Origin of the sequence: Gracilimonas amylolytica (assembly GCF_002911695.1) — a bacterium.
GTDB classification, from domain to species: domain Bacteria; phylum Bacteroidota; class Rhodothermia; order Balneolales; family Balneolaceae; genus Gracilimonas; species Gracilimonas amylolytica.
The window spans coordinates 1-23,254 of record NZ_PQBS01000035.1; the positions used below are offsets into that span (position 1 = coordinate 1).

The 23,254-nt window shown below is 43.3% G+C and carries 21 protein-coding genes; 7 read left to right on the top strand and 14 right to left on the bottom strand.

Annotation, left to right across the window (positions count from 1 at the left end):
• Window positions 1-549: 549 nt before the first annotated feature.
• Window positions 550-2,286: a phospho-sugar mutase gene (locus C3B73_RS08045; RefSeq protein ID WP_103665090.1), complete on the top strand. Its 1,737-nt coding sequence runs from the start codon at window positions 550-552 to the stop codon at window positions 2,284-2,286.
• Between the two features lie 160 nt (window positions 2,287-2,446).
• Window positions 2,447-3,592 carry a baeRF7 domain-containing protein gene (locus C3B73_RS08050; RefSeq protein ID WP_103665091.1) on the top strand — a complete coding sequence of 382 codons (1,146 nt, stop codon included), beginning with the start codon at window positions 2,447-2,449 and terminating at the stop codon, window positions 3,590-3,592.
• 117 nt (window positions 3,593-3,709) lie between these two features.
• On the opposite strand, the gene C3B73_RS14010 is transcribed toward C3B73_RS08050, so the two are convergent.
• From C3B73_RS14010 to C3B73_RS08090, 10 genes are all read right to left on the bottom strand, one after another.
• Window positions 3,710-4,012 (bottom strand): sensor histidine kinase, encoded by a 303-nt coding sequence (locus C3B73_RS14010; protein WP_269801005.1) that lies wholly within the window; start codon window positions 4,010-4,012, stop codon window positions 3,710-3,712.
• Between the two features lie 207 nt (window positions 4,013-4,219).
• Entirely contained in the window at window positions 4,220-4,429 is a 210-nt protein-coding gene (locus C3B73_RS14015) for a histidine kinase dimerization/phospho-acceptor domain-containing protein (RefSeq protein ID WP_198597311.1), read from the bottom strand.
• A gap of 135 nt (window positions 4,430-4,564) precedes the next feature.
• On the bottom strand, window positions 4,565-4,927 hold the full coding sequence (locus tag C3B73_RS14020) for a GAF domain-containing protein (RefSeq protein WP_198597312.1): 363 nt from the start codon (window positions 4,925-4,927) through the stop codon (window positions 4,565-4,567).
• Between the two features lie 161 nt (window positions 4,928-5,088).
• A complete protein-coding gene (dprA, locus tag C3B73_RS08060; RefSeq protein WP_103665092.1) occupies window positions 5,089-6,222 on the bottom strand; it encodes a DNA-processing protein DprA in 1,134 nt (377 codons plus the stop codon).
• Window positions 6,197-7,195 carry a GTPase ObgE gene (gene obgE, locus C3B73_RS08065; RefSeq protein WP_103665093.1) on the bottom strand — a complete coding sequence of 333 codons (999 nt, stop codon included), beginning with the start codon at window positions 7,193-7,195 and terminating at the stop codon, window positions 6,197-6,199. Before obgE ends, dprA begins: the two co-directional genes overlap by 26 nt.
• Window positions 7,196-7,240: 45 nt before the next feature.
• Window positions 7,241-9,415: a S9 family peptidase gene (locus C3B73_RS08070; RefSeq protein ID WP_103665094.1), complete on the bottom strand. Its 2,175-nt coding sequence runs from the start codon at window positions 9,413-9,415 to the stop codon at window positions 7,241-7,243.
• 83 nt (window positions 9,416-9,498) lie between these two features.
• Window positions 9,499-10,344, bottom strand: coding sequence for an acetyl-CoA carboxylase, carboxyltransferase subunit beta (accD, locus tag C3B73_RS08075; RefSeq protein WP_103665095.1), 846 nt, complete (start codon window positions 10,342-10,344; stop codon window positions 9,499-9,501).
• Between the two features lie 65 nt (window positions 10,345-10,409).
• Window positions 10,410-11,096, bottom strand: coding sequence for a tRNA (adenosine(37)-N6)-threonylcarbamoyltransferase complex dimerization subunit type 1 TsaB (gene tsaB / locus C3B73_RS08080; protein ID WP_103665096.1), 687 nt, complete (start codon window positions 11,094-11,096; stop codon window positions 10,410-10,412).
• Window positions 11,083-12,363: a dihydroorotase gene (locus tag C3B73_RS08085; RefSeq protein ID WP_103665097.1), complete on the bottom strand. Its 1,281-nt coding sequence runs from the start codon at window positions 12,361-12,363 to the stop codon at window positions 11,083-11,085. Before C3B73_RS08085 ends, tsaB begins: the two co-directional genes overlap by 14 nt.
• Window positions 12,364-12,441: 78 nt before the next feature.
• Window positions 12,442-12,894, bottom strand: a complete 453-nt coding sequence (locus C3B73_RS08090; RefSeq protein WP_103665098.1) for a YiiD C-terminal domain-containing protein — start codon at window positions 12,892-12,894, stop codon at window positions 12,442-12,444.
• A 170-nt stretch (window positions 12,895-13,064) separates the two neighbouring features.
• On the opposite strand from C3B73_RS08090, the gene xseA reads away from it, so the two are divergent.
• The 3 genes from xseA (at window position 13,065) to C3B73_RS08105 (ending at window position 15,850) form a co-directional block, all read left to right on the top strand.
• Window positions 13,065-14,258 carry an exodeoxyribonuclease VII large subunit gene (gene xseA, locus C3B73_RS08095; RefSeq protein WP_103665099.1) on the top strand — a complete coding sequence of 398 codons (1,194 nt, stop codon included), beginning with the start codon at window positions 13,065-13,067 and terminating at the stop codon, window positions 14,256-14,258.
• A 68-nt stretch (window positions 14,259-14,326) separates the two neighbouring features.
• Window positions 14,327-15,118: a YoaP domain-containing protein gene (locus C3B73_RS08100; protein WP_103665100.1), complete on the top strand. Its 792-nt coding sequence runs from the start codon at window positions 14,327-14,329 to the stop codon at window positions 15,116-15,118.
• Window positions 15,119-15,232: 114 nt separating this feature from the next.
• Window positions 15,233-15,850: a Spy/CpxP family protein refolding chaperone gene (locus C3B73_RS08105; RefSeq protein WP_103665101.1), complete on the top strand. Its 618-nt coding sequence runs from the start codon at window positions 15,233-15,235 to the stop codon at window positions 15,848-15,850.
• Window positions 15,851-15,875: 25 nt separating this feature from the next.
• Here the strand turns inward: C3B73_RS08105 and C3B73_RS08110 are convergent, their stop codons facing one another.
• A complete protein-coding gene (locus C3B73_RS08110; protein WP_198597313.1) occupies window positions 15,876-16,238 on the bottom strand; it encodes a septal ring lytic transglycosylase RlpA family protein in 363 nt (120 codons plus the stop codon).
• Between the two features lie 356 nt (window positions 16,239-16,594).
• Here C3B73_RS08110 and C3B73_RS08115 point away from each other — a divergent pair, with 356 nt between their 5' ends.
• Both C3B73_RS08115 and C3B73_RS08120 read left to right on the top strand, forming a co-directional pair.
• Window positions 16,595-18,127: a DUF1800 domain-containing protein gene (locus C3B73_RS08115; protein ID WP_103665103.1), complete on the top strand. Its 1,533-nt coding sequence runs from the start codon at window positions 16,595-16,597 to the stop codon at window positions 18,125-18,127.
• An 11-nt stretch (window positions 18,128-18,138) separates the two neighbouring features.
• Window positions 18,139-19,752 carry a DUF1501 domain-containing protein gene (locus C3B73_RS08120; RefSeq protein ID WP_103665104.1) on the top strand — a complete coding sequence of 538 codons (1,614 nt, stop codon included), beginning with the start codon at window positions 18,139-18,141 and terminating at the stop codon, window positions 19,750-19,752.
• Between the two features lie 15 nt (window positions 19,753-19,767).
• Here the strand turns inward: C3B73_RS08120 and C3B73_RS08125 are convergent, their stop codons facing one another.
• From C3B73_RS08125 to C3B73_RS08135, 3 genes are all read right to left on the bottom strand, one after another.
• Window positions 19,768-20,907 carry a bifunctional chorismate mutase/prephenate dehydratase gene (locus C3B73_RS08125; RefSeq protein ID WP_103665105.1) on the bottom strand — a complete coding sequence of 380 codons (1,140 nt, stop codon included), beginning with the start codon at window positions 20,905-20,907 and terminating at the stop codon, window positions 19,768-19,770.
• A 73-nt stretch (window positions 20,908-20,980) separates the two neighbouring features.
• Window positions 20,981-22,069 carry an AI-2E family transporter gene (locus C3B73_RS08130; RefSeq protein ID WP_103665106.1) on the bottom strand — a complete coding sequence of 363 codons (1,089 nt, stop codon included), beginning with the start codon at window positions 22,067-22,069 and terminating at the stop codon, window positions 20,981-20,983.
• Between the two features lie 8 nt (window positions 22,070-22,077).
• Window positions 22,078-23,250, bottom strand: a complete 1,173-nt coding sequence (locus C3B73_RS08135; RefSeq protein WP_157939449.1) for a PorV/PorQ family protein — start codon at window positions 23,248-23,250, stop codon at window positions 22,078-22,080.
• Window positions 23,251-23,254 lie beyond the last annotated feature (4 nt).

Below are 23,254 nucleotides of genomic sequence, written 5' to 3' on the forward strand. Positions count from 1 at the left end.
TTGCCCCATCCAACCGGACCCTAACCCTGGCCCTTTCCCTAACGCACTCTTTTACGATTTTTTGTATTGGATGTAGTCATTAGATCTTTCCGTATAGCCATGCTTTATCAACCAGTATGCACCAAGGGAAAGGGGACGCTTTGGTGAGGATTTTAGCAGATAATACAATTCAACCAAAACGATTCTCCTTTTGGACTCGGTGGTAAAAGCAACATCCAATTTCACCAGTGCGTCTCCTTCCTTGCGGAGCGTTAGCGTCACGGAGGGAAGGAACAAGGATGGGTCCCAGTTGAGGCCGTCTTACAAAATAAGTACCGTTTTGGTTCCAACGCAGAGCGTGTGGGACCAGTCGACTTTGCCAATTTGGTATTTCAATATCCTATGTCCTGTAACTCACCCTCGCTCCGGACGCTCAGCGTCGGAGCGGAAACGAGGCCTCAATTATGTCTAACCTTATCGAATAAATAATGTTTTAATGAAACCCCTGCTTTAATTATTTATATTCACTCCCTTAAATAAAGAATCCAAAAACACAGATATATTCAGAAGATGGACGCATTAGATTCGGCTGTACAAAATAAGATCGACCAATGGCTATCAGGTAGTTATGATGAGGACACTAAGAATGAGATCCAAAGACTTTTAGATACAAAGAATTTTGATGAACTGACCGATGCGTTCTATAAAGATCTTGAGTTTGGTACCGGCGGACTTCGTGGCATTATGGGTGTCGGTTCAAACCGCGTAAATAAATATACCTTTGGCATGGCCACTCAGGGCCTCTCCAATTTCCTGAAAAAACAATATACCGGAGAGGACATCAAAGTGGTGATCGCTCACGATTGCCGAAACCATTCAACAGAACTGGCAAATGTTGTGGCTGATGTATTTTCAGCTAACGGTATCAAGGTTTACTTTTTCGATGCCCTGCGCCCTACCCCGGAATTATCCTTTGCTATCAGAGAACTGAAATGCCATAGCGGTGTTATGCTGACGGCTTCTCACAATCCTAAGGAATATAATGGGTATAAGGCATATGGAGCCGACGGCGGACAGTTGGTCGCTCCCTATGACAAAATGGTGATGGATGAAGTTCAAAACATCAATTCGGTAGATGAGGTCAAGTTTGAGCGTAACAAAGATCTGATAGAAATGATCGGAGCAGAGATCGATGAACGTTACCTCGAGGAACTTGAAAAATTGTCCGTTTCAAAAGATGCCATCAGCCGTCAAAAGGATATGAAAATCGTATTTTCCCCAATTCACGGCACCTCCCGAAAACTTGTACCTGACGCCTTGAAGCGTTTTGGGTTCGAGAATGTCATCCTTGTAGATGAACAGATGACAGCCGACGGAAATTTCCCAACGGTGGTATATCCGAATCCTGAAGAAAAAGAAGCCCTGGATATGGCCCTTGATAAAGCCCGGGGAACCGGTGCTGACCTGGTGATGGCTACCGATCCTGATGCCGACCGTGTTGGCATAGCTGTTAGGAATACGGAGGGAGAACTGGTTCTGCTGAATGGTAATCAAACCGGCTCCCTGCTGATCCATTATATGCTGGAAGCCTGGGAAAAGGCAGGAAAGATCACCGGAAATGAGTATATCGTCAAAACGGTTGTGACTTCCTATATCATTGATCGCATTGCGAAAGATAAAGGGGTTGAGTGCTTTAACACCCTTACCGGATTCAAGTACATAGGTGAGCTGATGACCAAACTGGAAGGTAAAAAACAGTTCATTGCCGGCGGTGAGGAAAGTTATGGATACCTGATCGGGGAACATGTCAGAGATAAAGATGCCGTGATATCCTGTGCCATGATCGCAGAGATGGCCGCCTACTACAAAGATCAGGGGAGCAGTTTGTACGAAGCCCTGCTTGATATGTATGTCGAATACGGACTTTTCCGGGAAGACCTTAAATCAGTTTACAAGAAAGGAAAATCAGGAGCAGAAGAGATCAAGAAAATGATGATGAACTTCCGCTCCAATCCCCCTAAAAAACTGGCCGGTTCCAAGGTTGTAACCATCAAGGATTATCAAAGCTCTAAAGAGAAGAATATGGCTACCGGAGAAGTAACCGACATTGACCTGCCCGCCTCCAATGTACTGCAGTTTATCACAGAGGATGGAAGCATGGTATCGGTTCGCCCATCAGGCACTGAACCGAAGATCAAATTCTACTGCAGCGTCAATGTAAACCTGATGAGTGCCGATGACTACGGACCTGCTGTGGCCACGTTGGATAAGAAAATTGATGTCATGATCGAGGCTCTAAGTTCCTGATACTAAAAATACCATCCGGGCATTAAAACCACTTTACTTTAATTGCCAAACCTCATTAATTGCATGTAGTAAACTCCACATTTTTCGGGAACACTAAGTCCCAGAATGTGTTGTGATAAATAGATATACAACTACATCTAAATTAAAAGAGGAGTTATAAATGAGTGTAGTAAGAAGAGAAACCATTGAGAAACTGCTTGGTCAAACCCAGGAGTTGAATGTCACCATCTTTCTGCCAACCCATAAAACAGGGGAAGAAGCAAAACAGGATTCCATACGGCTTAAGAATTTGATACAAAAAGCCAAAACGGATCTGATCGACTTAGGCTGGAAAGAAAATAGGGTTGATGAACTGTTTAAACCGGTTGTTGATAAGACCGAAGAAAATCAGTTCTGGCTGCATCAGGACAAGGGGTTAGCGATATATGCCAACGAAAATTATTTCGATTTCTTTAAAATCCCTGTGTCTCCCAAAGAAAATTACTACATCTCTGAAAACTTTCTGATCACCCCACTGCTTGAACTTCAGAACCATCACAGTTCTTATCACGTACTTCTTCTCAGCCAGAATGAGACCAAGATGTTCAGGGTGGAACCGGATGAGACCACTCAGATCGCTTTTGAAAGTGTTCCCACAAGTATGGAAGATCATCTGAAATACCATGTACATGAACGATCTATGCAACACCACTCCGGAGCCCGAGGCGGCGGAGCTGTTTTCCATGGACAAGGCGGTGAAGCTGACGAAAACAACAAGGAACTGGAATTGTTCCTGAAACACATTGAAAACAAGGTCACCAAGTATCTTAAGAAAGTTAATGGTCCTTTAGTGCTTGCCGGACCTGAGAAAATGGTCTCTTTCTATAAAAAAGCTAACAAGTACTTCAATGTACTCGATAACTACATTGCCGGTAATTGCGACAATAAAAGCGTTAAAGAGTTAGAAGATGAATCATGGAGTATTGTTGAAGCTTATTTCCGTGAAGAAATAGACAGTGATATTGAACGCTTTAATAACCTGAAAGGCAGTGAACTGATCTCAACTGACATCAGTGATGTGATCAAGAGTGCTTATTTTGGTAAAGTGGATACCCTTTTTGTGCCGATGGGTTATCATCAGTATGGTATTTTTGATCCGGATAAAAATCAGGTGGAGATCTCTGATAAGATGAATGGCAAAACTATTGACCTGATCAATTTTGCAGCCATTTCTGCTATCCGAAATGGCAGTACGCTTTATGGCCTGTCGCAGGAGCAGGTCCCAGAAAATTCAGGCCTTGCAGCCATTTACAGGTACAAAACCTAAACAAATAAGAAACCGGTTCCGTGGAAACCAAGACAGAATAAACGATCAAAAGATTGTATTTGACCATCTTTCTGCCTAACGGAACCGGTATTTTTTTCCTAATCTACTCTTATATACTTATTTGAACGGTAAGCCGATCTTAAACAAGGTTCCCTTCCCTACTTCAGAGCTGATATCCAGGGTGCCATTCAGCTTATAGATAAGATGTTTTACCAACGGTAAACCAAAACCATAGCCGGATTCTCCCTTTGTACCGGATGTACTGCTTGCTTCACCTTTGAGTATATCCTGAATCTTATCTTCACTGATTCCCATTCCGGTATCCTCAACCAGAAACAATAGCCTGGCATTTTCCGACTCCTCATCAATTTTCAGCTTTTGCTGAACCTTGACCATTCCTCCATCGGGAGTGAATTTAATGGCATTTTAGATTACATTTCCGAGTATTTGAAGGATCTTATTCTTTGGAAAAGGGATATCAGAGTTCTCAGATTCATTGACCACCGTGAACGAAATATTTTTAGCTATAGCCTGAGGAGCGTACAATTTCTCAAGCTTTTCCTTGAGGGTAAGTAAATTGAATTCCGAAGATTTAGGAGGACGCGTTTCTCCATCCGAATTACTGGTCTATACATCATCGGCTAGTTCAAGTAACGATTGTCCGCCCTGCTTGATCAAATTGATGAGTTCAAGAATATCATCAATTTTGTTTTCCTGTCCCTGTTCTTTGATCAGATCTGCAACTCCTATGATTCCACCCAGGGGACCTCTTATATCATGACTTAATTTTCGCTGTGACTTTCTGGATTCTTCCAGCTCATCTTTCAGATCATTCAATATCTTGAATGCTGCCAGCCTGTCTACGATCTCATCAGCTATGATCTACAGCATCTCGATCTTTTCAGGTGAGAGTTGTTTATGATCATCATCAAGTACACAAAGTGCCCCGATATTATTTCCATTCTCTGTCGTTTACGGGACTCCATAATAGTACCTAAGGTTTGGGTCCTGTGTAACATAGTCAAAGGTTTTAAAGCGATCGTCAGAACTCAGGTCCTTGATCTCCAGGGGTTTGTCATCCATGATCGTGTATTGACACACCGAGTTTTCCCTGGGTAACTGCTCGACCGGTAAGCCATAATGAGCTATCGACCACTGAGTAAAAGTGTCGATCAGATTTATAAGAGAAATATCGGTTCCGGCTACTTTGGCAGCCAGCTTGGTCAGGTCTTTGAACTGTGAATTCAGATTGGAGTAATCAAGATCAAGCTCCGATAGCTCCATGATCCTGTCATATTCCCTATCAGGAATCGGGCCTGGTACATTGGTTTCCATAATGCGCCTTTCAGATGAATGTTATAAATATGACTCAAATATTAAGATTCCTTAATAAATGATTCCACTCCCCAAAACAATAAACAACTGCACATTAACAAGCATTTATCTCTAGCCAGAAAATTAAATCTGTATAAACTTAAAGGGATTGAGCGTACACATTATTTCAACTCGAAGATCTTTCCTGCTTTTTGTGAAACCAACCCTTCCATCTCGAGCTGAAGCAAGGCTACCAAAAGCTGGCTTGTATCCATGCCTACTTTATCACTCAGGTCATCAACCTGATAGGGTTTTTGTTGAAGTAACTCGCATATCTTGATGGAGTTCTCATCAAGGTCTTCCTTTCTCCAATCCTTTTTATTCTGTTCCTGCACCTTTGAGCCATCACTGCTACTTTCAGAATTCGCATTTACAGGCAATTCTTCAAGAATATCATCCACCGTTTGTACAAGTTTAGCTGCCCCTCTTTTGATCAAATAGTTACATCCGGTACCTGAAGGACTCACAACGGGATGAGGCAATGCGAATACTTCCCTGTTTTGATCAAGAGCCAGATCTGCCGTGATCATGCTGCCACCCTTTATCCCTGATTCAATCACTAAAACCCCCAAACTCATGCCACTGACGATCCGGTTTCGAACCGGGAAATTTCCGGCATCAGGATTCGTACCAAGCGGATATTCTGTGATCACTGCCCCACCTGATCTCACAATATCATTAGCCAGCCCGGCATTTTCGCGTGGGTACAAATTATCGATCCCTGAACCAAGTACAGCTACTGTTTGGGTATTGTTATCTAGTGCTGTTTGGTGCGCAATGGAATCAATTCCATGAGCTAAGCCACTGAATATGCATAATTTTTGATCAGCCAGATCCTCGGTAAATTTCCTGGCCATTTTGCGGCCATATGGTGACGTATTCCGGGTCCCGACTATGGCTACCCCCGGTTGTTTCAAAGCTTCTGCATTTCCCTTGATCCAGAAAAGAACGGGAGGATCGTAGATCTGCTTCAAAAGGTCAGGATATTCAGGATCAGCCAGTGTAATGATCTTTGAACCATTCTTCTCTGTTTGCTCCAGAATATGGTCAACCTTATCCCACTCATCAAACGCAAGTACGGATAAGGCTGAGGCCTCACCAATCCCCTCTACTGACCGCAGCTCTCGCTTGCCAAGGTGAAAGATCTTTTCCGGATCTTTGGTATATCTGATAAGGTTATAAACGCGCCGGCAACCAAAGCCCGGTATAATGCTTAATGCTAATAGTACCCTAAGTTTCTTCTTGTTTTTTAACATCTTGAATCAATTCCCAAAGTTTCTCTCTAAGCTCATCGACACCGTGGCCGGTTGCCGAAGAAATAGGAATAACGGGAATTTCGTCATCAAAGTGAAGTTCCTGATCTAACTCGTAGCCTTCCTTAAGGTCCATTTTTGTGATGGCCAGAACACGGGGTTTGTCAAGAAGGTCTTTTCGGTATGATCTCAGTTCATTCAGCAAGGCTTTGTACTCGTACTCAATATCAGAGATAGCGCTTACCATGAACAATAGTACATTATTTCGCTCAATATGTCTCAGAAACTGAATCCCAAGCCCCTTCCCTTCATGGGCTTCTTCTATGATGCCGGGGATATCAGCCATTACAAAACTGCGGTAATCTGAAAACTTGACCACCCCGAGATTGGGCTCAAGCGTAGTAAATGGATAATCGGCAATTTTTGGCTTGGCATGCGACAATGCCGACAACAAGGTACTCTTTCCGGCATTCGGGAAACCAACCAGCCCTACATCAGCGATCAGCTTCAATTCCAGTTCCACTACCCGTTCCTCACCGGGTTTTCCTTCCTGTGCATACTGTGGCGTTTGATTGGTTGAACTTTTAAAGTGCCAGTTCCCCAGCCCACCCTTTCCGCCTTTGGCGATCACCAGCTTTTGTTCGTGTTCCGTGATCTCTCCAAGTCGCTCTTTGGTTTCTGCATCAAAGGCGACTGTTCCCAGCGGCACCTCCAGGATCTCATCCTTGCCGTCGGCACCGGTACTTCGTTGTTTAGCCCCATTATCTCCGGCTGCCGCTTTGATGTATTTTCGGTAGCGAAGATCAAGAATGGTATTGAGCTGTTCGTTACCAACAAGCACAACATCTCCTCCTTTTCCGCCATCACCTCCATCAGGACCTCCTTTTGGGACATACTTTTCTCTTCGAAAGTGCAGGGATCCATCTCCCCCTCTTCCGGCGGTTACATAAATTTTGGCGTAATCAGCAAAGCGCATGCTTGTATTCCAAGTTTGGTGTTAAATTAAATTTATTTCGGTCTATCAAAGATGTTCAAGAATGAAATCACTCATCAATCGATACAGGTGTCGGCTTGTGTTGCCACCGTAAATACCATGATTTCTGTTGGGATAGATCATGGTTTCAAAATCCACATCTTCCTCAACCATCGCATCGATCATCTCAACGGTGTTCTGAAAATGCACATTATCATCCCCGGTACCATGAATCAACAAATAATTTCCTTCGATCTGGCCGGCTTTTTCAAGGGGTGAACCGTTATTATAGCCCTCAGGATTCATCTGAGGTGTTTGCATAAACCGCTCAGTGTAAATGGTATCATAGAATCTCCAATCCGTTACGGGAGCCACGGCAATAGCCGTTGTAAAAACATCAGATCCCTCGGCCAGTGAAAGAGATGACATGTATCCACCATAACTCCATCCCCAGATCCCGATCCGGTTCTCATCCACATAAGGCAGGTCAGACAGATAGTTAGCAACTGCTATTTGATCTTCTGTTTCATACTGTCCCAGTATTTTGTAGGTCTGCTTTTTGAAATCACGCCCTCTTGCTCCGGTTCCTCTGTTATCTACAGATACCACAATGTATCCCTGATTCGCCAGATACTGATGCCACATCGGGCGTATTCCGCTTTCAAACGACTTCGTTACAGTTTGACTTCCCGGACCGCCATATACGTACATCAACACCGGGTAGCTTTGAGTTGAATCAAAGTTTACCGGTTTGATCATGTAGGCGTTCAGGGTCGTTCCATTGACTTCAACGGTTATAAACTCTTTTTCAAGATAGCTGTATTCGTTCAATCGGTTTGCCAGCGTATCATTTGATTCAAGTAAACGGATCTCCCGGCCATCCTGCCTGTGAAGTGAAATTCTCGGAGGTTTGTTGTGATCAGAATAGGTATCAATGAAGTACTTAAAATCCCGGCTCATATTGATGTTATGCCATCCCTCACCATTGGTTAGCATACTTTTTCGCCGGCCATCTACCCGGACACTGTATAAGTTTCTTTCCAGGGGTGAACTCTCCGCACTGACGTAATACAAACGGTAATTCCTGTCGTCGTGACCTACAAAATTTGTTACATCCCATTCGCCTGACGTCACCTGCCGAACAAGCTCACCATCCATACCATACAGGTAAATATGGTTATATCCATCACGATCGCTTGTGGTAATAAATTGAACTCCGTTTTCGAGGAAATACAAGTCATCGTGTACATCCAGCCAGGTATCACTTTCTTCCGTAAGTATCAGATCGGTTTCTCCGGTTTCAACATTAGCGAAGAGCAGATCCTGTTTATTCTGAAGCCGGTTCATTCTACGTATCGCCAAAAGATCATTATCACGCGTCCAGTTGATCCTTGGGATATATTGATCCGTTTCCTCGCCAATATCCATTGTTTTGGTTTCACCATTGTTCAGGTCGTACACATGTATAGTGACTAATGAGTTTTGCTCTCCAGCTTTTGGATACTTGAACCGAACCTGATCCGGATAGAGGCTTCCCCAATCGGTCATAAAGAATACTTTGACGCGCTCTTCATTGAACCGATAAAAGGCGATCCGATCACCATCCGGCGACCAAAACCAGGCTTTAGCAAACCCAAATTCCTCTTCATACACCCAATCGGCTGCACCATTGATGATCTTATTGAACTCTCCATCATTTGTGATCTGAACCTCCTCACCGGTATTAAGATCCACCCAGAACAGGTTGTTATTTCTCACGAACGCAGCTTTATCACCTTGTGGAGACAGTTCAGCATATTGCTGTTTTTCATTCGAGGCGGTCAGCTTGGTCAGTGTACCGGTTTCAATATCGTACACATAATAATTTTCACGGGTACTTCTTCTCCAGATCTGCTCAACTTCTGTTTTTAGCAATAACTTTGACTCATCGGCCGAAAACTGATATCCCTGTACAGGAAAGGGAGATTCTCCATTACTGAGACTGTACTCACTCCCATCAAACAAAACCGTTTCGGTTCCATCAATGATGTCATATTTGATCACCCGGTTATTACTGGTTGCTGAATAGAACTGACCGTCATTCATCCAGCGAACATTTTGTACGGTTTGTGGAGAAAATGTACCGTCAAACAAATGCTCAAACTCAATGGGTTTGGTATTCTGCGCCACAGCAGAAACCATCAACATTAGTACGATGAAAAAGGATAGACTTAATTTTTTCATGTGTTTTTCAAATTGGGTTAAAACAAGAAAAGAACGCCGATAGCATTCTTTTCTGTGAGTTACTTACTGTAAGAGATTTAGCTTTAATGCTTATGCAGAACGATCTTGAGCAATTTCGTCAGCTTCGCTTTCATCTTGGTTCGTGGCACGATGAAATCCAGGAAACCGTGTTCAAGCAGATATTCCGCTGTTTGAAATCCTTCCGGCAGATCACGCCCAATGGTTTGGCGGATCACACGCGGTCCTGCAAAACCGATCAGCGCACCAGGTTCAGCGATATTGAAATCACCGAGCATGGCATAACTGGCAGTTACCCCACCGGTTGTCGGGTCTGTCATGTATGAAATGTAAGGCACATTTTCTTCTTCAAGTTGAGCCAGTTTGGCCGAGGTCTTGGCCATTTGCATGAGGCTCAATACACTTTCCATCATGCGCGCTCCACCGGTCTGGGAAATGATGATCAGCGGGATCTTATTTTCGCGGGCATGGTCAATAGCAATTCCAAGTCTTTCACCTACCACAGAACCCATACTTCCTCCAATGAATGAGAAATCCATACAGGCTACTACAAGATCCAGCTTATTCATTTTACCGACGCCCACTCTGGCAGCATCAGAAAGCCCGGTCTTATCCTGATATTCTTTAAGACGGTCTTTGTATTTCTTTCGGTCTTCGAAATTCAGCGGATCGGTTGGCTGAATTTCCTGCCCCAGTTCCTTGAATTTTCCATTATCAAATATGATGTCAAAATATTTTTCACTTCCAATTCTGAAATGATAGCCACTTAACGGATCAACCCATAGGTTATCTTCCAGTTCACGCTTATGGATCGTTTCTCCCGTTGTGGGTACTTTGATCCACACACCTTCCGGCATTTCCTTGCGTGTGTTGGTTTGAATATTTTCGTCTTTTCTTTTAAACCAGGACATATGTAGTTTTTTATGATTCTGAAGGGATAAAAATAAAGATTCTAACGCTTAATTCTGAATCTGATTTAGTTAGAATTCGCCTTGCTTACATTTGTATTGTTGACCTGACTGCTCGACAGATAATTTGATTCGAGTTCTTCAGGCGTTGTTTTACTGAAGAATTCTTCTTTTGATCCGCTTTTGAACAGATCGATCAATCCTTTTGCAGAAATTGAAGTAGCCTCAAGTACTTTTAACTGCTCGACTCTTTCCTCATCAAGTCGGTCCATTCCGGTTCCAATGATCGAATCCCCCTCATTAAGCATGTTTTCGATCTGATCCAGCTCAAGGATCCGGGCTTCTGAAACGGCTTTTACTTCACTGTTCTTATCAAACAGCTGATGGTAGAGATGCTTTCTTCTGGCATTAATTACGGAATGGACCTTCCCCATCCCGGACATCTGCGCAAAACCGGCCAGGGTATTACCCGCATAAACGGGAATATCGAAACCAAACAGTAAACCCTTTACGGAACTTGCTGCGATCCTTAACCCGGTGTATGAACCGGGACCTGTACTCACAAGCACAGCATTCAGATCACTTATCCTGAATCCATTCTCTTCCATTAATTCCCTTATGAAAATAAAAAGTAACTCAGAATGAGACCCTTTTCTTTCAGTCCGTTTCTCAAAGACCTCCCCACGTTCATCCTGATAACAAACAGAACAAACCTGAGTAGCTGTCTCTATGGCAAGTAATTTATCGAAGCTCATTCAGTACCAGTTGACCTTTGTTGAAGATTCCAACCGCACGGCCTTTCATTTTTTGATTCAGATAGGGCGAATTCTTCGATTTAGATCGCACATTCTTAGGAGTGAAGGTCCATTCCTCATCCATATTGAAGAAGGTCAGGTTGGCTTTCACTCCTTCTTTGATCTCCGGAACCTCAAGATTGAGTATTTCCCGAGGTTTGGTGCATAGCTTTTCAACCAGTTGCTGAAGATCCAGCTTTTTGGTTTGAAACAGTCTCTCGTTTGAAATGGACCACGCTGTTTCGAGTCCGATGATGCCGTTTGGTGCATAGATGAACTCTACTTCTTTTTCTTCTATGGCATGCGGAGCATGATCGGTGCAAATGGCATCAATGGTGCCGTCAATCAATCCCTCTACCATGGCATCCACATCTTCCTGTGTTCTAAGCGGCGGGTGCATCTTGAAATTTGTATTGAAATTCGTTCTTTCGATCTCTTCATCCGTCAGATCAAAGTGATGGGCACAAACTTCTGTCGTTACATTGATCCCTTTTTTCTTGGCCTGACGAACCAGATCCACCGCATTCTTGGTACTGATGTGAGCCACATGAATATGCCCCCCGGTATATTCTGCCAGCATGATATCCCTGGCGATCATCACTTCCTCCGCAATTCCCGGTGTTCCATCCAAACCGAGGCGGGTTGCCACCTTGCCTTCGTTCATGTGCCCGGGTCGCGACAGTGCCAGGTCTTCTTCGTGGTTGATGATGGGCATTCCCAGCATAGAAGAATACTCCAGGGCCACGCGCATCACCTGAGAATCATACACCGGATCACCGTCATCACTGAATGCCACGGCACCACCCTCTTTCATGTCCGCCATTTCAGCGATGGATTTACCGGCACGGTCTTTAGTTACACAAGCGATCGGGTGAACATCTACCGGCAGCTTCTGGGCCTTTTTGATGATATATTCCACTACATCCCGGGTATGTGTGGCCGGTTTGGTATTGGGCATGCAGGCTACGGCTGTAAATCCACCAAAAGCAGCGGCATCACAACCTGTTTTTATGGTTTCCTTATGTTCAAAACCCGGATCACGTAAATGAACATGCATATCCATCCAACCCGGGGAAACGTATGCCCCTCCAAAATCATGAGTTTCTTCGTTTTTTGTGGCATTTAAACCACTCCCGATCTCTTTGATCACATCCCCATCAAGGCGGATATCGATGGTTTCTTTACCATTGTGTGAACTGCTTACGGGTTTCAGGTTTTTGAGGAGCATAGTATATGATTTTGGCTTTTTATTTTGCCTGCAAATATACCGCCTTTAGAGGTCAATGCACAAAATACAGACCCGCTTTTATTGTCTCCGATGCTTCATCACAACAAAATCTCCTTCAAATGCAGCCTGAACCTGTTCCCCGTTTTTTATAAAAGCTTTAAGTGTAATTCGTGACTTACCAAACCGTTCATACATTTCCATAAATTTTGACAGCTTCTCCTCATCCGGGATCTGTAACTCGGCTACAAAATCCTGATTTATCGGTTTCAGGTAATTCGTCGAACTTCTTCCGATCACTATGGCAGGAACCGGGTCCTGATCATCGAATAACAACCTTAGATAAGACCATCCGGTGGTGATCAGCAAACTACTGATGCTTCCACCAAATGCCGTCGAACGGTGATTGATATTATTGAACAATGGAGCCTGTAACCTGATTTCATCTTTTGAAAAGGATAGTGCTTTAACTCCCAGTGCCTTTGTGATGGGGATGTGCTTATAGAGATATTGCTCGATCTGTGTTTTGGTCATAGCAGTTTTGGCCGGTTCAGTTTCAGGCTAATAATATAAGATCTGCATATCGAGAGACCCAATGTTTTCAGATCGACCATTTTGATTTTGAAGCGCATTACTTCTTTCCTCATGCGAAGCAATTCTATCCTTCTTACCTTAAGACGTAATTTTGAAACGAAACACACCGTATGTCCGATAATCAGATCCCGTTTTTGTTCGATATTCCCAGCGTATCTCAGCTTACCGATAAGATCAAAAATGTACTGGAACAGAACTTCATTGATATTCTTGTGGAAGGGGAAACCAGTAATGTGAGTCAAAGCCGAAACGGACATTATTATTTTACCCTCAAGGATTCCAACGCCTCCCTGCCTTGCGTGATTTGGAGAAGCACTGCTCAGCGACTTGACCTGAACCTGACCGATGGGCAGCAAATTGTGGTAGGCGGTGATATTCAGGTATATGCCCCACATGGCAGATATCAGATGATCGTTAGTTTAGTACAGCAAGCGGGTATCGGTAAATTGCAGCAGGCTTTTGAAAAGCTGAAAGCTAAACTCAAGGCAGAAGGATTATTTGAGGATCATCACAAAAAAAGCCTGCCTAAATTTCCCCAAACAATCGGAGTGGTTACTTCTGCCACCGGGGCTGCTTTTCAGGATATCCGGTCCACCCTGGAAAACCGATGGCCTTTGGCTAACGTCAAGTTATACCACGCCTCTGTACAGGGTGTGAATGCCGCGCCTGAGATCGTCAAAGGAATCGAATATTTTTCATCTACCAAAAATGTGGATGTGATGATCATTGGGCGTGGTGGTGGTTCTCTCGAAGACCTTTGGCCTTTTAATGAAGAGGCGGTAGCCAGAGCCGTTTTTAAAAGTGAGGTTCCGGTAATCAGTGCTGTGGGACACGAAGTCGATTTTTCCATATCTGATTTTGTAGCGGATGCCCGGGCCGCCACCCCAACTCAAGCTGCTGTGCTTGCGGTACCGGATATCAACGAGATCCGTTTCTTGGTGGAAGACAAAGCCAAAAAGCTTGAAATGCACACCGTTGGTGCCATTCAGTTGTACAAAGATCGGGTTTCAAATCTGGCCAGGTCCCATGCGCTGCAGGTTGTAAAACAAAAAATGGAATCAGCAAGAGTCACCATTCAGAGTTTACGGGAGAACCTTGCTCACAAAACCGACATCCGGCTTAGAACCCAAAGACAAATGCTCACTGACCTGACCCATGCATTGGATAAACAGAACCCTAATGAACCCCTTGAAAAGGGATTTGTTCGGGTTTGGCAAAATGAAAAATGGATTCGAAGGTCCGATGCCTTTTCTGAGGATGGATCCTTTGAATTACAGTGGTCTGACGGTTCAAAAAAGATCTGAAACATCCTTATTTAATTCACACGTTCTTTAAAAACTTTGGGTAGCATCCGAAAAACTCCGGAGGCCCCATGACACTCATCAAACTGAATGCCAACACTATTGGTCAGGGTACCCTGCCCTGCGTAGATCTTAAAAATCCGAACAGCCCTGAATTATTCACCTACAACCGAGACTGGCTTATGGATCGGTTCGAGGAAGGGATGGTCATCATTAAGATCGACACAGCAAAGGAAGCCTTTATTGAATATGTACCGGCTGAACAAGCCTGGAAACCCATTTATGCGCCGGGATTCACATTCATTAATCATGTGGTTGTGGAAGAAGAGGATCCTGAACAGTGGCTGAGATCTGAACTGCTGCAAAAGGCCGAAACCAACAACAGTAAGAGCAACGGTATGGTCATAGTACTGGAAAATCAGGATTTTGACCGTGACAGAGACTTTTATCTGCAAAGGGGATACCTGGAGCACGCCCATATACCCGGCTTTACCATGCTGGTTAAAAAATTCAGGCTGGAAGTTCCGGTGCCATCCTTTACCCTGCCCATAGCTGAAAAAACCAATCCATTGAATCCTCATGGCATTACGATCAGTTATGCTGACCAAAGTGCCTTTGTGAATTACTACATTCACGAAATGAAGATCATATTTGAAGACATGGGCTTTGATGTTATCCTTCATAAAGTTCATACCCCTGAGGAAGCCAGAGAATCAGGTTCTCCATATGGTACCTTTGGCGTATTCATGGATGGTCATTTTCTCACTCACAAACTGCTGAATAAGCAGGGTATTGAAAATCTCATTGGTTCGCTGGATCTAAATGAAATGTATCCCGAATTGAAATATTTGATCGCCGGTTAGAGATCTGTATTCCGAAGTTATTACAAGACTTTTACTCAATTCATTGTTAGGATCAGGTGACTTTTCTATATCTTTGAACCGTTCGTAGAAAATTAATCAGATTCTTAGATTATCATGATCAGATCACTTACTTCAGCATTAGCGATCATACTTTTGATCAGCTTTGGGGTTCAGGCACAGCACAACCATGAAAGTTCTGTGCATTCACAATATTCAGGTCAACAGGAACAGCCCATAAAATCACTGACGCCTGAGGATATTCAGGGACTTAAGGCCGGTGCAGGCACCCCTTTTAACGGAATGGCCAAACCGGCAGAACTTAATGGTTACCCCGGTCCACGGCATGTTCTTGATGCCTACGAAGCAGGTGAATTTGAGCTAACCGAGGATCAACTAAATATCATTCAGAAATTATTTGATGATATGCAGCAAACAGCTATTCCACTTGGGGAAAAGATCATAGCATTGGAAACAAAGATCGATAACGCATTTAAAGACAAAAACGTAACCGATGATTCATTAAAAGATCTCATTGATAAAAGTGCTGAGACCTATGCTGAATTACGGTACACGCACCTGAAAACCCACCTGCAAATGGTCTCAATTTTGACCTATGAGCAGGTGCAGCATTATAATGAATTACGTGGCTATACCCCCAACGATCCATGTGAAAACATTCCCACAGGCCACGACCCTGGGATGTGGAAAAAACACAACGGATGCGAATCCTGATCCCTGAAAAGCAAGACAGCTGATATTAACGGCAGCTCAGATCTTCAGGAAGTTCCGCATCACCAGCTTCTATCAGATAAAGCTCTACATCTGCCAAACCGGTAGTTAGAATACCGATCCCCCTGGCTGCTTTGCGAGACAGGTCGATCACACGGCCCTCAACAAATGGCCCCCGATTATTGATCCGTACGATCACATTTTCACCGTTATCCAGGTTTTTCACCCCTACCACTGTATTGAACGGAAGCCTCTTGTGAGCCGCCGTTAACGACTCCATATCATAGATCTCTCCACTGGCTGTTTGTGAGCCATGATAATCCTCACCGTACCAGCTGGCGATTCCCGTTTGAATGAGACAGCCTTGCAATTCATCATCCCCGTTCAACATATCACATGATAGGGGTACAAAAAGGAGGCAAAAAAGCAGGAACAGGCCGATGGATTTGTAATTCAGGATCATTCATTTCAATTGTTTTAATACACTCACTTCTATTGACACAGATGTCAAATGTTCCTGAATAGCGACCCTATTGTATTTTAGTTTAAAATTGAAGTATTTATGGGTGTAATGAAATTATGGGTGCATTACAGGAACAAAATGGGTACAACTGATCTTTAAGCTGTTATCGGTTGGAAAATATTTATAGTGAAACACCTGTGCCCTGCCTCCTCAGGTGTATTATGGCTATCTAAAATATGAGATAGCAAAGAATTTTATATACGGTCAATCTCAGACTCAAACATATGGTTGAACATATCGCTGAAGATAAACTTACCATCGAAAGAGAGGAGCACCTTCACTTTCAGGCTTATTTGGATAGCATCAGTGCAAAAGGGCAGAACACGACACTTTCGCCCTATCAACCCGGAACGGCTATGCCCTGGAACAGGCAACGTGCCACCCACCTGCTGCGAAGAACCGGCTACGGGGCACATATCGATCGCGTTGACGAGATGTTACAGCTTACACCCTCACAGGCTGTAGATCTTATCATTCAGGAATCTATAAATCCTCCATTGCCACCGGCTCCTTCCTGGATCGACGAAACTCCTCCTTATCCATTTGACGGCTCATATTCCCAGGCTAATAATGCCCGATCAGCGGAATTCAAGATCTCATGGACGGATGAAATGCGCAAAGTGCCTCTCAGGGAACGCCTGGCTTTCTTTTGGCGAAACCATTTTGTGGTTGGCTCCAACAACGACATTTTTGCTCCGCTTTGGTACCGATATATGAATGTCATCCGTACCCACACATTCGGAAATTTCAAAGAGTTCTGTAAAGCTATCGGTATCGATCATGCCATGTTGATCTATCTGGATGGGCAACATAATTCGCGTTATAACGACAAACCTCAGGAAAACTACGCCCGGGAATTTCTTGAGTTATTTACCATGGGCATTAAGAATAAGAATGGTGACCTGAACTATTCACAAGCAGATATTACAAATCTGGCCAAAGCCTTTTCCGGTTACAGTGTCAGATTAAGGCCGGAATTTGAAGTCGTTTACTCTCAGGACCGGTTTTATGATGAAGATAAGACGATACTTGGTCGCACCGGTAATTTTAATTACGAGCAAGCGATAGACCTGATCTTTGAGGAACGAACCGAGGAGATCGCCTATCATATCTGCAAAAAGATCTATCGATATTTTGTTTATGAAGGAGTCAACGAATCGATAGTCGATGAACTTGCAACTATTTTCATAAACTCAAACTTTGAGATCCTTCCGGTGATTACCACGCTGCTAAAAAGTGAGCATTTCTTCGATCCCGAGTTTATTGGATGCAAGATCAAGAGTCCGCTCGAATTCCTGAACACCCTTTATGTTGAAACGGGGGTGGAACCTGATGATTCGCTAAAAGACAACCAACGAATGTGGTTACTTGATCTTGAACAGGATCCGTTTGACGTGCCTAATGTTGCCGGTTGGCCGGGTTACAGGCTATGGCTAAGTAACACAACGATCACAGAAAGGTGGAGTATATCAGAACGAACATTCACTCATGTTTCAGGCAGTTATGAAGTAGATGTGATTGATCTGGCCAAAAAGGTAGCCGGCGAAGACGTCAATGATCCTGCATTATTAGCCCGGCACCTGGCAGAGTATTTCATCCCTGTTCAATTACCCGAAGACGAAACTGCTGACCATAAGACGCTTTTGCTTGATGGTGACCCCGAGTATTTGTGGTCAATTGACAGAAGTAACGCAGACGGCAATATTCGAAATTTCATCAAGTATTTGCGCAAGCTACCTGAATACAACCTCTTTTAATCTAATAGATTATGGATCGCATAAAAGGCACTTCACTCAAAGACGGAATTCATCACGACCATCACCATGATCTGTGCAGCCGAAGGGATTTCCTCTCGCGCTTAGGGTTATTTGCAACCGGCAGTGCCCTGATGCTCAGCAGTACCCCTGTTCACGCATTGCAAAGTTCTTCCCTATTCCGAAAACTGGCACAACTCGAAACCGACAAAATTCTGGTTTTGATTCAACTCAATGGCGGTAATGATGGACTTAACACGTTTATTCCCTACGAAAACGACCACTATTACAATGCCCGACCCAGTATCGCCATCCGAAAGAATGATGTGATAGGACTGAGTGATACTATGGGCATGCATCCTGCTCTTGAACCACTGCGTTCAATTTGGGATGATGGCAGCATGGGGATCATACAAAATGTTGGATATCCTGATCCTATTCTTTCCCACTTTACCTCATCCGACGTTTGGCTTACCTCAAGTGATTCCGACAACATCAAACCATCCGGCTGGCTGGGAAGGTATCTTGATGGTGACTACATCGAGCAGGAACTTATGAATCAAAGTAATGTCCCTCTGGCTGTGAACATTGGAGGATCCTCTTCTTTACTTTTCAAAGGACCTGACAACAACACGGCAATAACCTTTTCAAGTGTGGGTGCATTGGATCGTATCACACAACAGGGGCAGGTCTATTCTACCTCAAACCTCCCTGACACAGCCTTTGGCAACGAAATGCGCTTTGTTCGTGAACAGATCAATAACTCATTTCAGTATGCAGAATCCATAAAAGAAGCCTATGATAAAAGTTCCAATCAGGTTGATTATGAATCCCGAAATATTTCTATGAGCCTGCAGGTCGTAGCACGACTTATCAAAGGTGGATTGGGAAGTAAGATCTATATGGTTTCTCTGGATGGTTTTGACACTCATACCGACCAACCCTCAAGTCACCAGAACCTGTTACAACTTCTGAGTAACGGCATTCGCAGTTTTTATGACGACCTGAAAGCCGGTGGCAATACCAGTGAAGTTTTGACCATGACCTTTTCAGAATTTGGACGAAGGGTGGAACAAAACGGACAGGGAACCGACCACGGTACGGCAGCACCCATCATGCTTTTTGGAGATGGAATTACACCCGGGTTTTTTGGAAATGATCCAAAACTTGACCGTGACAACCTCGACGAAAATGGCAATCTTGTATATGAATATGATTTCCGTTCTGTCTATACCACTATTCTCACAGACTGGTTTGGGCTTTCAGAACAGGAAACGGCTGAAGTCATTGGGCGTGAATACCAAAAAATTGGCTTTCTTGGAAGTGAGATCCCGACTTCAAATGGTACCGACCCTTCCATACCGGGCACATTTAAACTGGAGCAAAATTATCCAAACCCGTTTAACCCAACCACGACCATTTCATTTTCGCTACCTGCAAGTACCCGGGTTAAACTTGAGGTATTCGATATTCAGGGAAGACGCATCAATGTCTTATTGAATTCGGAACTGAGTGCGGGAAGTCACAGAGTCAGATTTGATGCAAGCAGACTTGCTAGTGGTGTGTATTTATATAAACTGGATGCCGGACAATTTTCGGAGTCAAAGACCATGACATTGATCAAGTAAGTTTTTTTTAACTCATCAATTCTGCTGTTTTGGGTAACATCCTAATATCTTCAGTTCTTCAGCTTTATTACTCAGCTCATCAAGCCCGGTAGTAACTTCCCGATCCTCAATATTTCCATGAATATCCAGATAGAATGTGTACCTGAAAGGTTCATTCATTCTTGGGCGCGATTCCAGCTTTGCCATATTGATCTTATGTTTATGCAATACATTCAGGCATTCGATCAATGAACCTTCCTCATTGGAAGTGACCATCATCAATGATGTTTTTGCGGGAATTTGCTTATCAACTTTCACCGGTTGCCTGGCTGCTACAACAAAACGGGTGAAATTATCACTCTGATTAGCAATATCACTTTCCAATACATGCAAACCGTAAAGATCAGCCGCATGGGCTCCGGCAATGGCTGCCTGAGTTATATCACCGTCTTCCAGAATTTTTTTGGCTGACATGGCTGTATCTAGATAGGATTCCACCTTGCACCGGGGAAGGCCAGACAAAAACGTGGTACACTGTGCTAAAGCCTGTGGATGTGACAGGATACGCCTGATCTTGGAAAGCTCCACCGGCTCAACCGACATCAGGCAATGAACCACTTTCAGAATTTCTTCACCCACAATATGGATCTTTTCATTGCCAACAATATCATAAGTATCATTTATGGAACCGGCTGTCGTGTTTTCGATAGGTAAGATCGCATAGTCTACTTTTTTATCCATAAGGGCTTGTGCAGCTTGCTGAAAGGTATCATAGCCGATAGCATCTACCTGAGCATATCTTTCACTGAAATGCCGTGTTGCTGCAAGATGGCTGTAAGCACCATCCGTCCCCTGATACGAAACCCTGATCGTATCCGCACCTGTTTTTGCATTCTGATGATCGACCAGGGAATGTGTTTGGAAACGCACCGAGTTGGTGATGATCTCCCTGAATAAATGCTCGGCAAAATAACGGTCCAATCCTACCTCATGAGCAATATCCCTTATCCGGTTCAATAACTGTTCTTCCCTTTCCAGATCACGTATACCCTGCTCATTTTTAAGTTTGAGATCTGATACTTCTTTAACCAGTCCTTGCCGCTCGGCCAAAGCTTTCAAAATGGTTCGATCTATATCATCCAGTTTTTTACGAATAGTATCTATGTTTTCCGACATACCAAATCTTGATTTGAGTGAGAAGGTCTTGCAATGTAATAATCGATTGGGAAGGTGCAACTTGAAATCAATCCTATTCCCCCTTTACCCAGCCAAATCGTTTCTGAAGCGATTTGATCGTAATGGAGTGCCTCTCAGTGCCTTTGGTTCCCAGTAGAAAGCCGATCGGTTTTAAACTTTCTACATTCTCGCAAACGATCTTGAATAATCCGAGATAAGGAATAATGATCAACATGCCGGGGAGTCCCCATATCATTCCGGCTGCGATCAGGGAAAAGATGATGACCAATGGGTTTATCTCCACATAAGATCCTGTGATATTCGGTGTGAGGATGTTGTTTTCCAGGAACTGAACGATCGCAAACTGTATGATCACCGCCACGGCCAGTGATGGGGACTGTGTTCCAAGAGTGAACAAAAGCACGATCCCATAGCCTAAAATAGTCCCGAGATAAGGGATCAGGTTAAACAGTGCCGCAATGATCCCAAAAAGCAGCGCATACTCAAGTCCGATCAGATAGAAACCGAGAGAATTCAGTCCCATCAATAAAAAGCACACGATGAGTAGGCCCTTGAGGTATTTTGGAACTACTTCCGAGGCTTGAACAATGATATTCTCGAGGACTTCCTCATGTTCCTCGTGTATGAACATGGATACAAATTCTCTGAATTTATCTCTGTAAAATAGCAGTAGAAAGGTATAAACCGGCAACAAACCCAGCGTCAAAAGAGTATTGGTGGTGGTAGTAAAGAATTCAGAAAGGTATTGCCCCGTTTCTCCTATATCCCGTACCAGAGAGTTGATACTTTCTTCGGATATCCCTGTATAACCGGTAATGGAGCCCAGAATATTCTGAAGGTTGTTTTCGAACTGAATTCGAATTTGCGAAAAATCCCCTGTAAAATTTGAAGCCAGTACCCCAACCGCACTTCCTATGATTCCAAGAAAGATCCCAAATCCAAGGATCACGATCAGGTTCGTAGCAATTCTGGGGATGTTTTTACTTTCGAGCCATTCCGCATAGGGATAAAGTAAATAGGCCAGCATCACACTTAGAAACAACGGAACCAAAAGCTGACGCGTCAGGATCAAGGCAGCAATAAGCAGGAATGCAAATGCCAGCCGAATGGTGCTTCTCAATAAAAGTGGATATTGATTCATGTAAAAAATTAATTAAGAATATGATTCAATATCGAACGAGGCTTTTTATCATTCAATGGAATTCTTACAGTTAAATTCCAGGTACTTCCCCTATCATTCCCCCTTCCATCTGGATAAAAGTATTCTGAATAATCAAAGGATAAATAACCTAAGTTAATTCCAAAACCTCCTGCCTGAAAAGTATACGGCATGTTAACTTCTGATGCTTTTTGATAGCCCACACGAATAGATAAGGTTTCATAAAAAATAACTTCAAAACCGGTATGAAATATAAGCTGATCTACAATTGTTGCTGTTTGCTCCTCAAGCCCATCATTCCATTTATAATTGCCCCATGATCTTATTAAAGCTTTAAAGGGATTCATCGCCACATATACTGAATCTGTTCTTCCATTAGTTTCAATCATTTCCATTTCATTTCTTACCATAAATTTTGAAACAGCTAACGATCCATTCATTTCCAAAGGCCTCAACCCAAAACTCTCTTGTCCATACTTCACAGACATTCCGGTCCCCATTCTTAATTTTGTAGGTAGTGGGTCTGAAATTCCATCATAATAAGAAACGGCTTTGCCAAAATTGGTCAAGGACAAACCGTATGAAGGAGTTAAAAGCCAAGTTTCATCCCTATAAGGATAGGTTTTATGATATTGTATACCTAAATCAAAAAATACTGATTTAGCCGGGTTGTACTCTCTATCCACATAAACCTGTTCATTACCGATGTCACTCTTTAAATAGTTTACACCAAAACCGGCTCTTAACCCATTTTTGAATATATAAGCTCCAGTGATTTTTATTACATTATCTTTATAAGGCTCTGATAAGACAATGGCTTCCTCACTGAATGAACTTCTCAAATCTAAATAGCTTAAAGATATATCAAAGTTTCCAAATGAAGCACCTGTATAAAAATTCTGAAGTCTGATCTCAATTACATCTTGGTTGGTACCAAAGGTATCTAAAAAGTATTTAATTGTAGGTATTCCATTGTGATCTAAGGTTGCAGGATTAATGTAATTTCCGCCACCACTATTTATAAAAGAGACCATTGCATTCCCAGTAGAATAATACCTTGTATCCAATGGCTCAATTAATACAGGTACTGAAGTGATCCTGTACTGCGACAAAGCTAGATCAGGAATTAAAAATATCATCAAAATTAGTGATAGAACTCTCATAAAA

Bases quoted from the DNA above. Each gene is read 5' to 3' on its own strand.
- dprA (WP_103665092.1), bottom strand. From the start codon at position 6,222: ATGTTAAAAAACAAGAAGAAACTTAGGGTACTATTAGCATTAAGCATT.
- C3B73_RS08135 (WP_157939449.1), bottom strand. From the start codon at position 23,250: ATGAGAGTTCTATCACTAATTTTGATGATATTTTTAATTCCTGATCTA.
- C3B73_RS08050 (WP_103665091.1), top strand. From the start codon at position 2,447: ATGAGTGTAGTAAGAAGAGAAACCATTGAGAAACTGCTTGGTCAAACC.
- C3B73_RS08115 (WP_103665103.1), top strand. From the start codon at position 16,595: ATGGTTGAACATATCGCTGAAGATAAACTTACCATCGAAAGAGAGGAG.
- C3B73_RS08085 (WP_103665097.1), bottom strand. From the start codon at position 12,363: ATGCTCCTCAAAAACCTGAAACCCGTAAGCAGTTCACACAATGGTAAA.
- C3B73_RS14020 (WP_198597312.1), bottom strand. From the start codon at position 4,927: ATGGAAACCAATGTACCAGGCCCGATTCCTGATAGGGAATATGACAGG.
- C3B73_RS08125 (WP_103665105.1), bottom strand. From the start codon at position 20,907: ATGTCGGAAAACATAGATACTATTCGTAAAAAACTGGATGATATAGAT.
- C3B73_RS08120 (WP_103665104.1), top strand. From the start codon at position 18,139: ATGGATCGCATAAAAGGCACTTCACTCAAAGACGGAATTCATCACGAC.
- C3B73_RS08110 (WP_198597313.1), bottom strand. From the start codon at position 16,238: ATGTTGAACGGGGATGATGAATTGCAAGGCTGTCTCATTCAAACGGGA.
- C3B73_RS08105 (WP_103665101.1), top strand. From the start codon at position 15,233: ATGATCAGATCACTTACTTCAGCATTAGCGATCATACTTTTGATCAGC.
- C3B73_RS08130 (WP_103665106.1), bottom strand. From the start codon at position 22,069: ATGAATCAATATCCACTTTTATTGAGAAGCACCATTCGGCTGGCATTT.
- accD (WP_103665095.1), bottom strand. From the start codon at position 10,344: ATGTCCTGGTTTAAAAGAAAAGACGAAAATATTCAAACCAACACACGC.
- tsaB (WP_103665096.1), bottom strand. From the start codon at position 11,096: ATGAGCTTCGATAAATTACTTGCCATAGAGACAGCTACTCAGGTTTGT.
- C3B73_RS08045 (WP_103665090.1), top strand. From the start codon at position 550: ATGGACGCATTAGATTCGGCTGTACAAAATAAGATCGACCAATGGCTA.
- C3B73_RS08070 (WP_103665094.1), bottom strand. From the start codon at position 9,415: ATGAAAAAATTAAGTCTATCCTTTTTCATCGTACTAATGTTGATGGTT.
- xseA (WP_103665099.1), top strand. From the start codon at position 13,065: ATGTCCGATAATCAGATCCCGTTTTTGTTCGATATTCCCAGCGTATCT.
- C3B73_RS08090 (WP_103665098.1), bottom strand. From the start codon at position 12,894: ATGACCAAAACACAGATCGAGCAATATCTCTATAAGCACATCCCCATC.
- C3B73_RS08100 (WP_103665100.1), top strand. From the start codon at position 14,327: ATGACACTCATCAAACTGAATGCCAACACTATTGGTCAGGGTACCCTG.
- obgE (WP_103665093.1), bottom strand. From the start codon at position 7,195: ATGCGCTTTGCTGATTACGCCAAAATTTATGTAACCGCCGGAAGAGGG.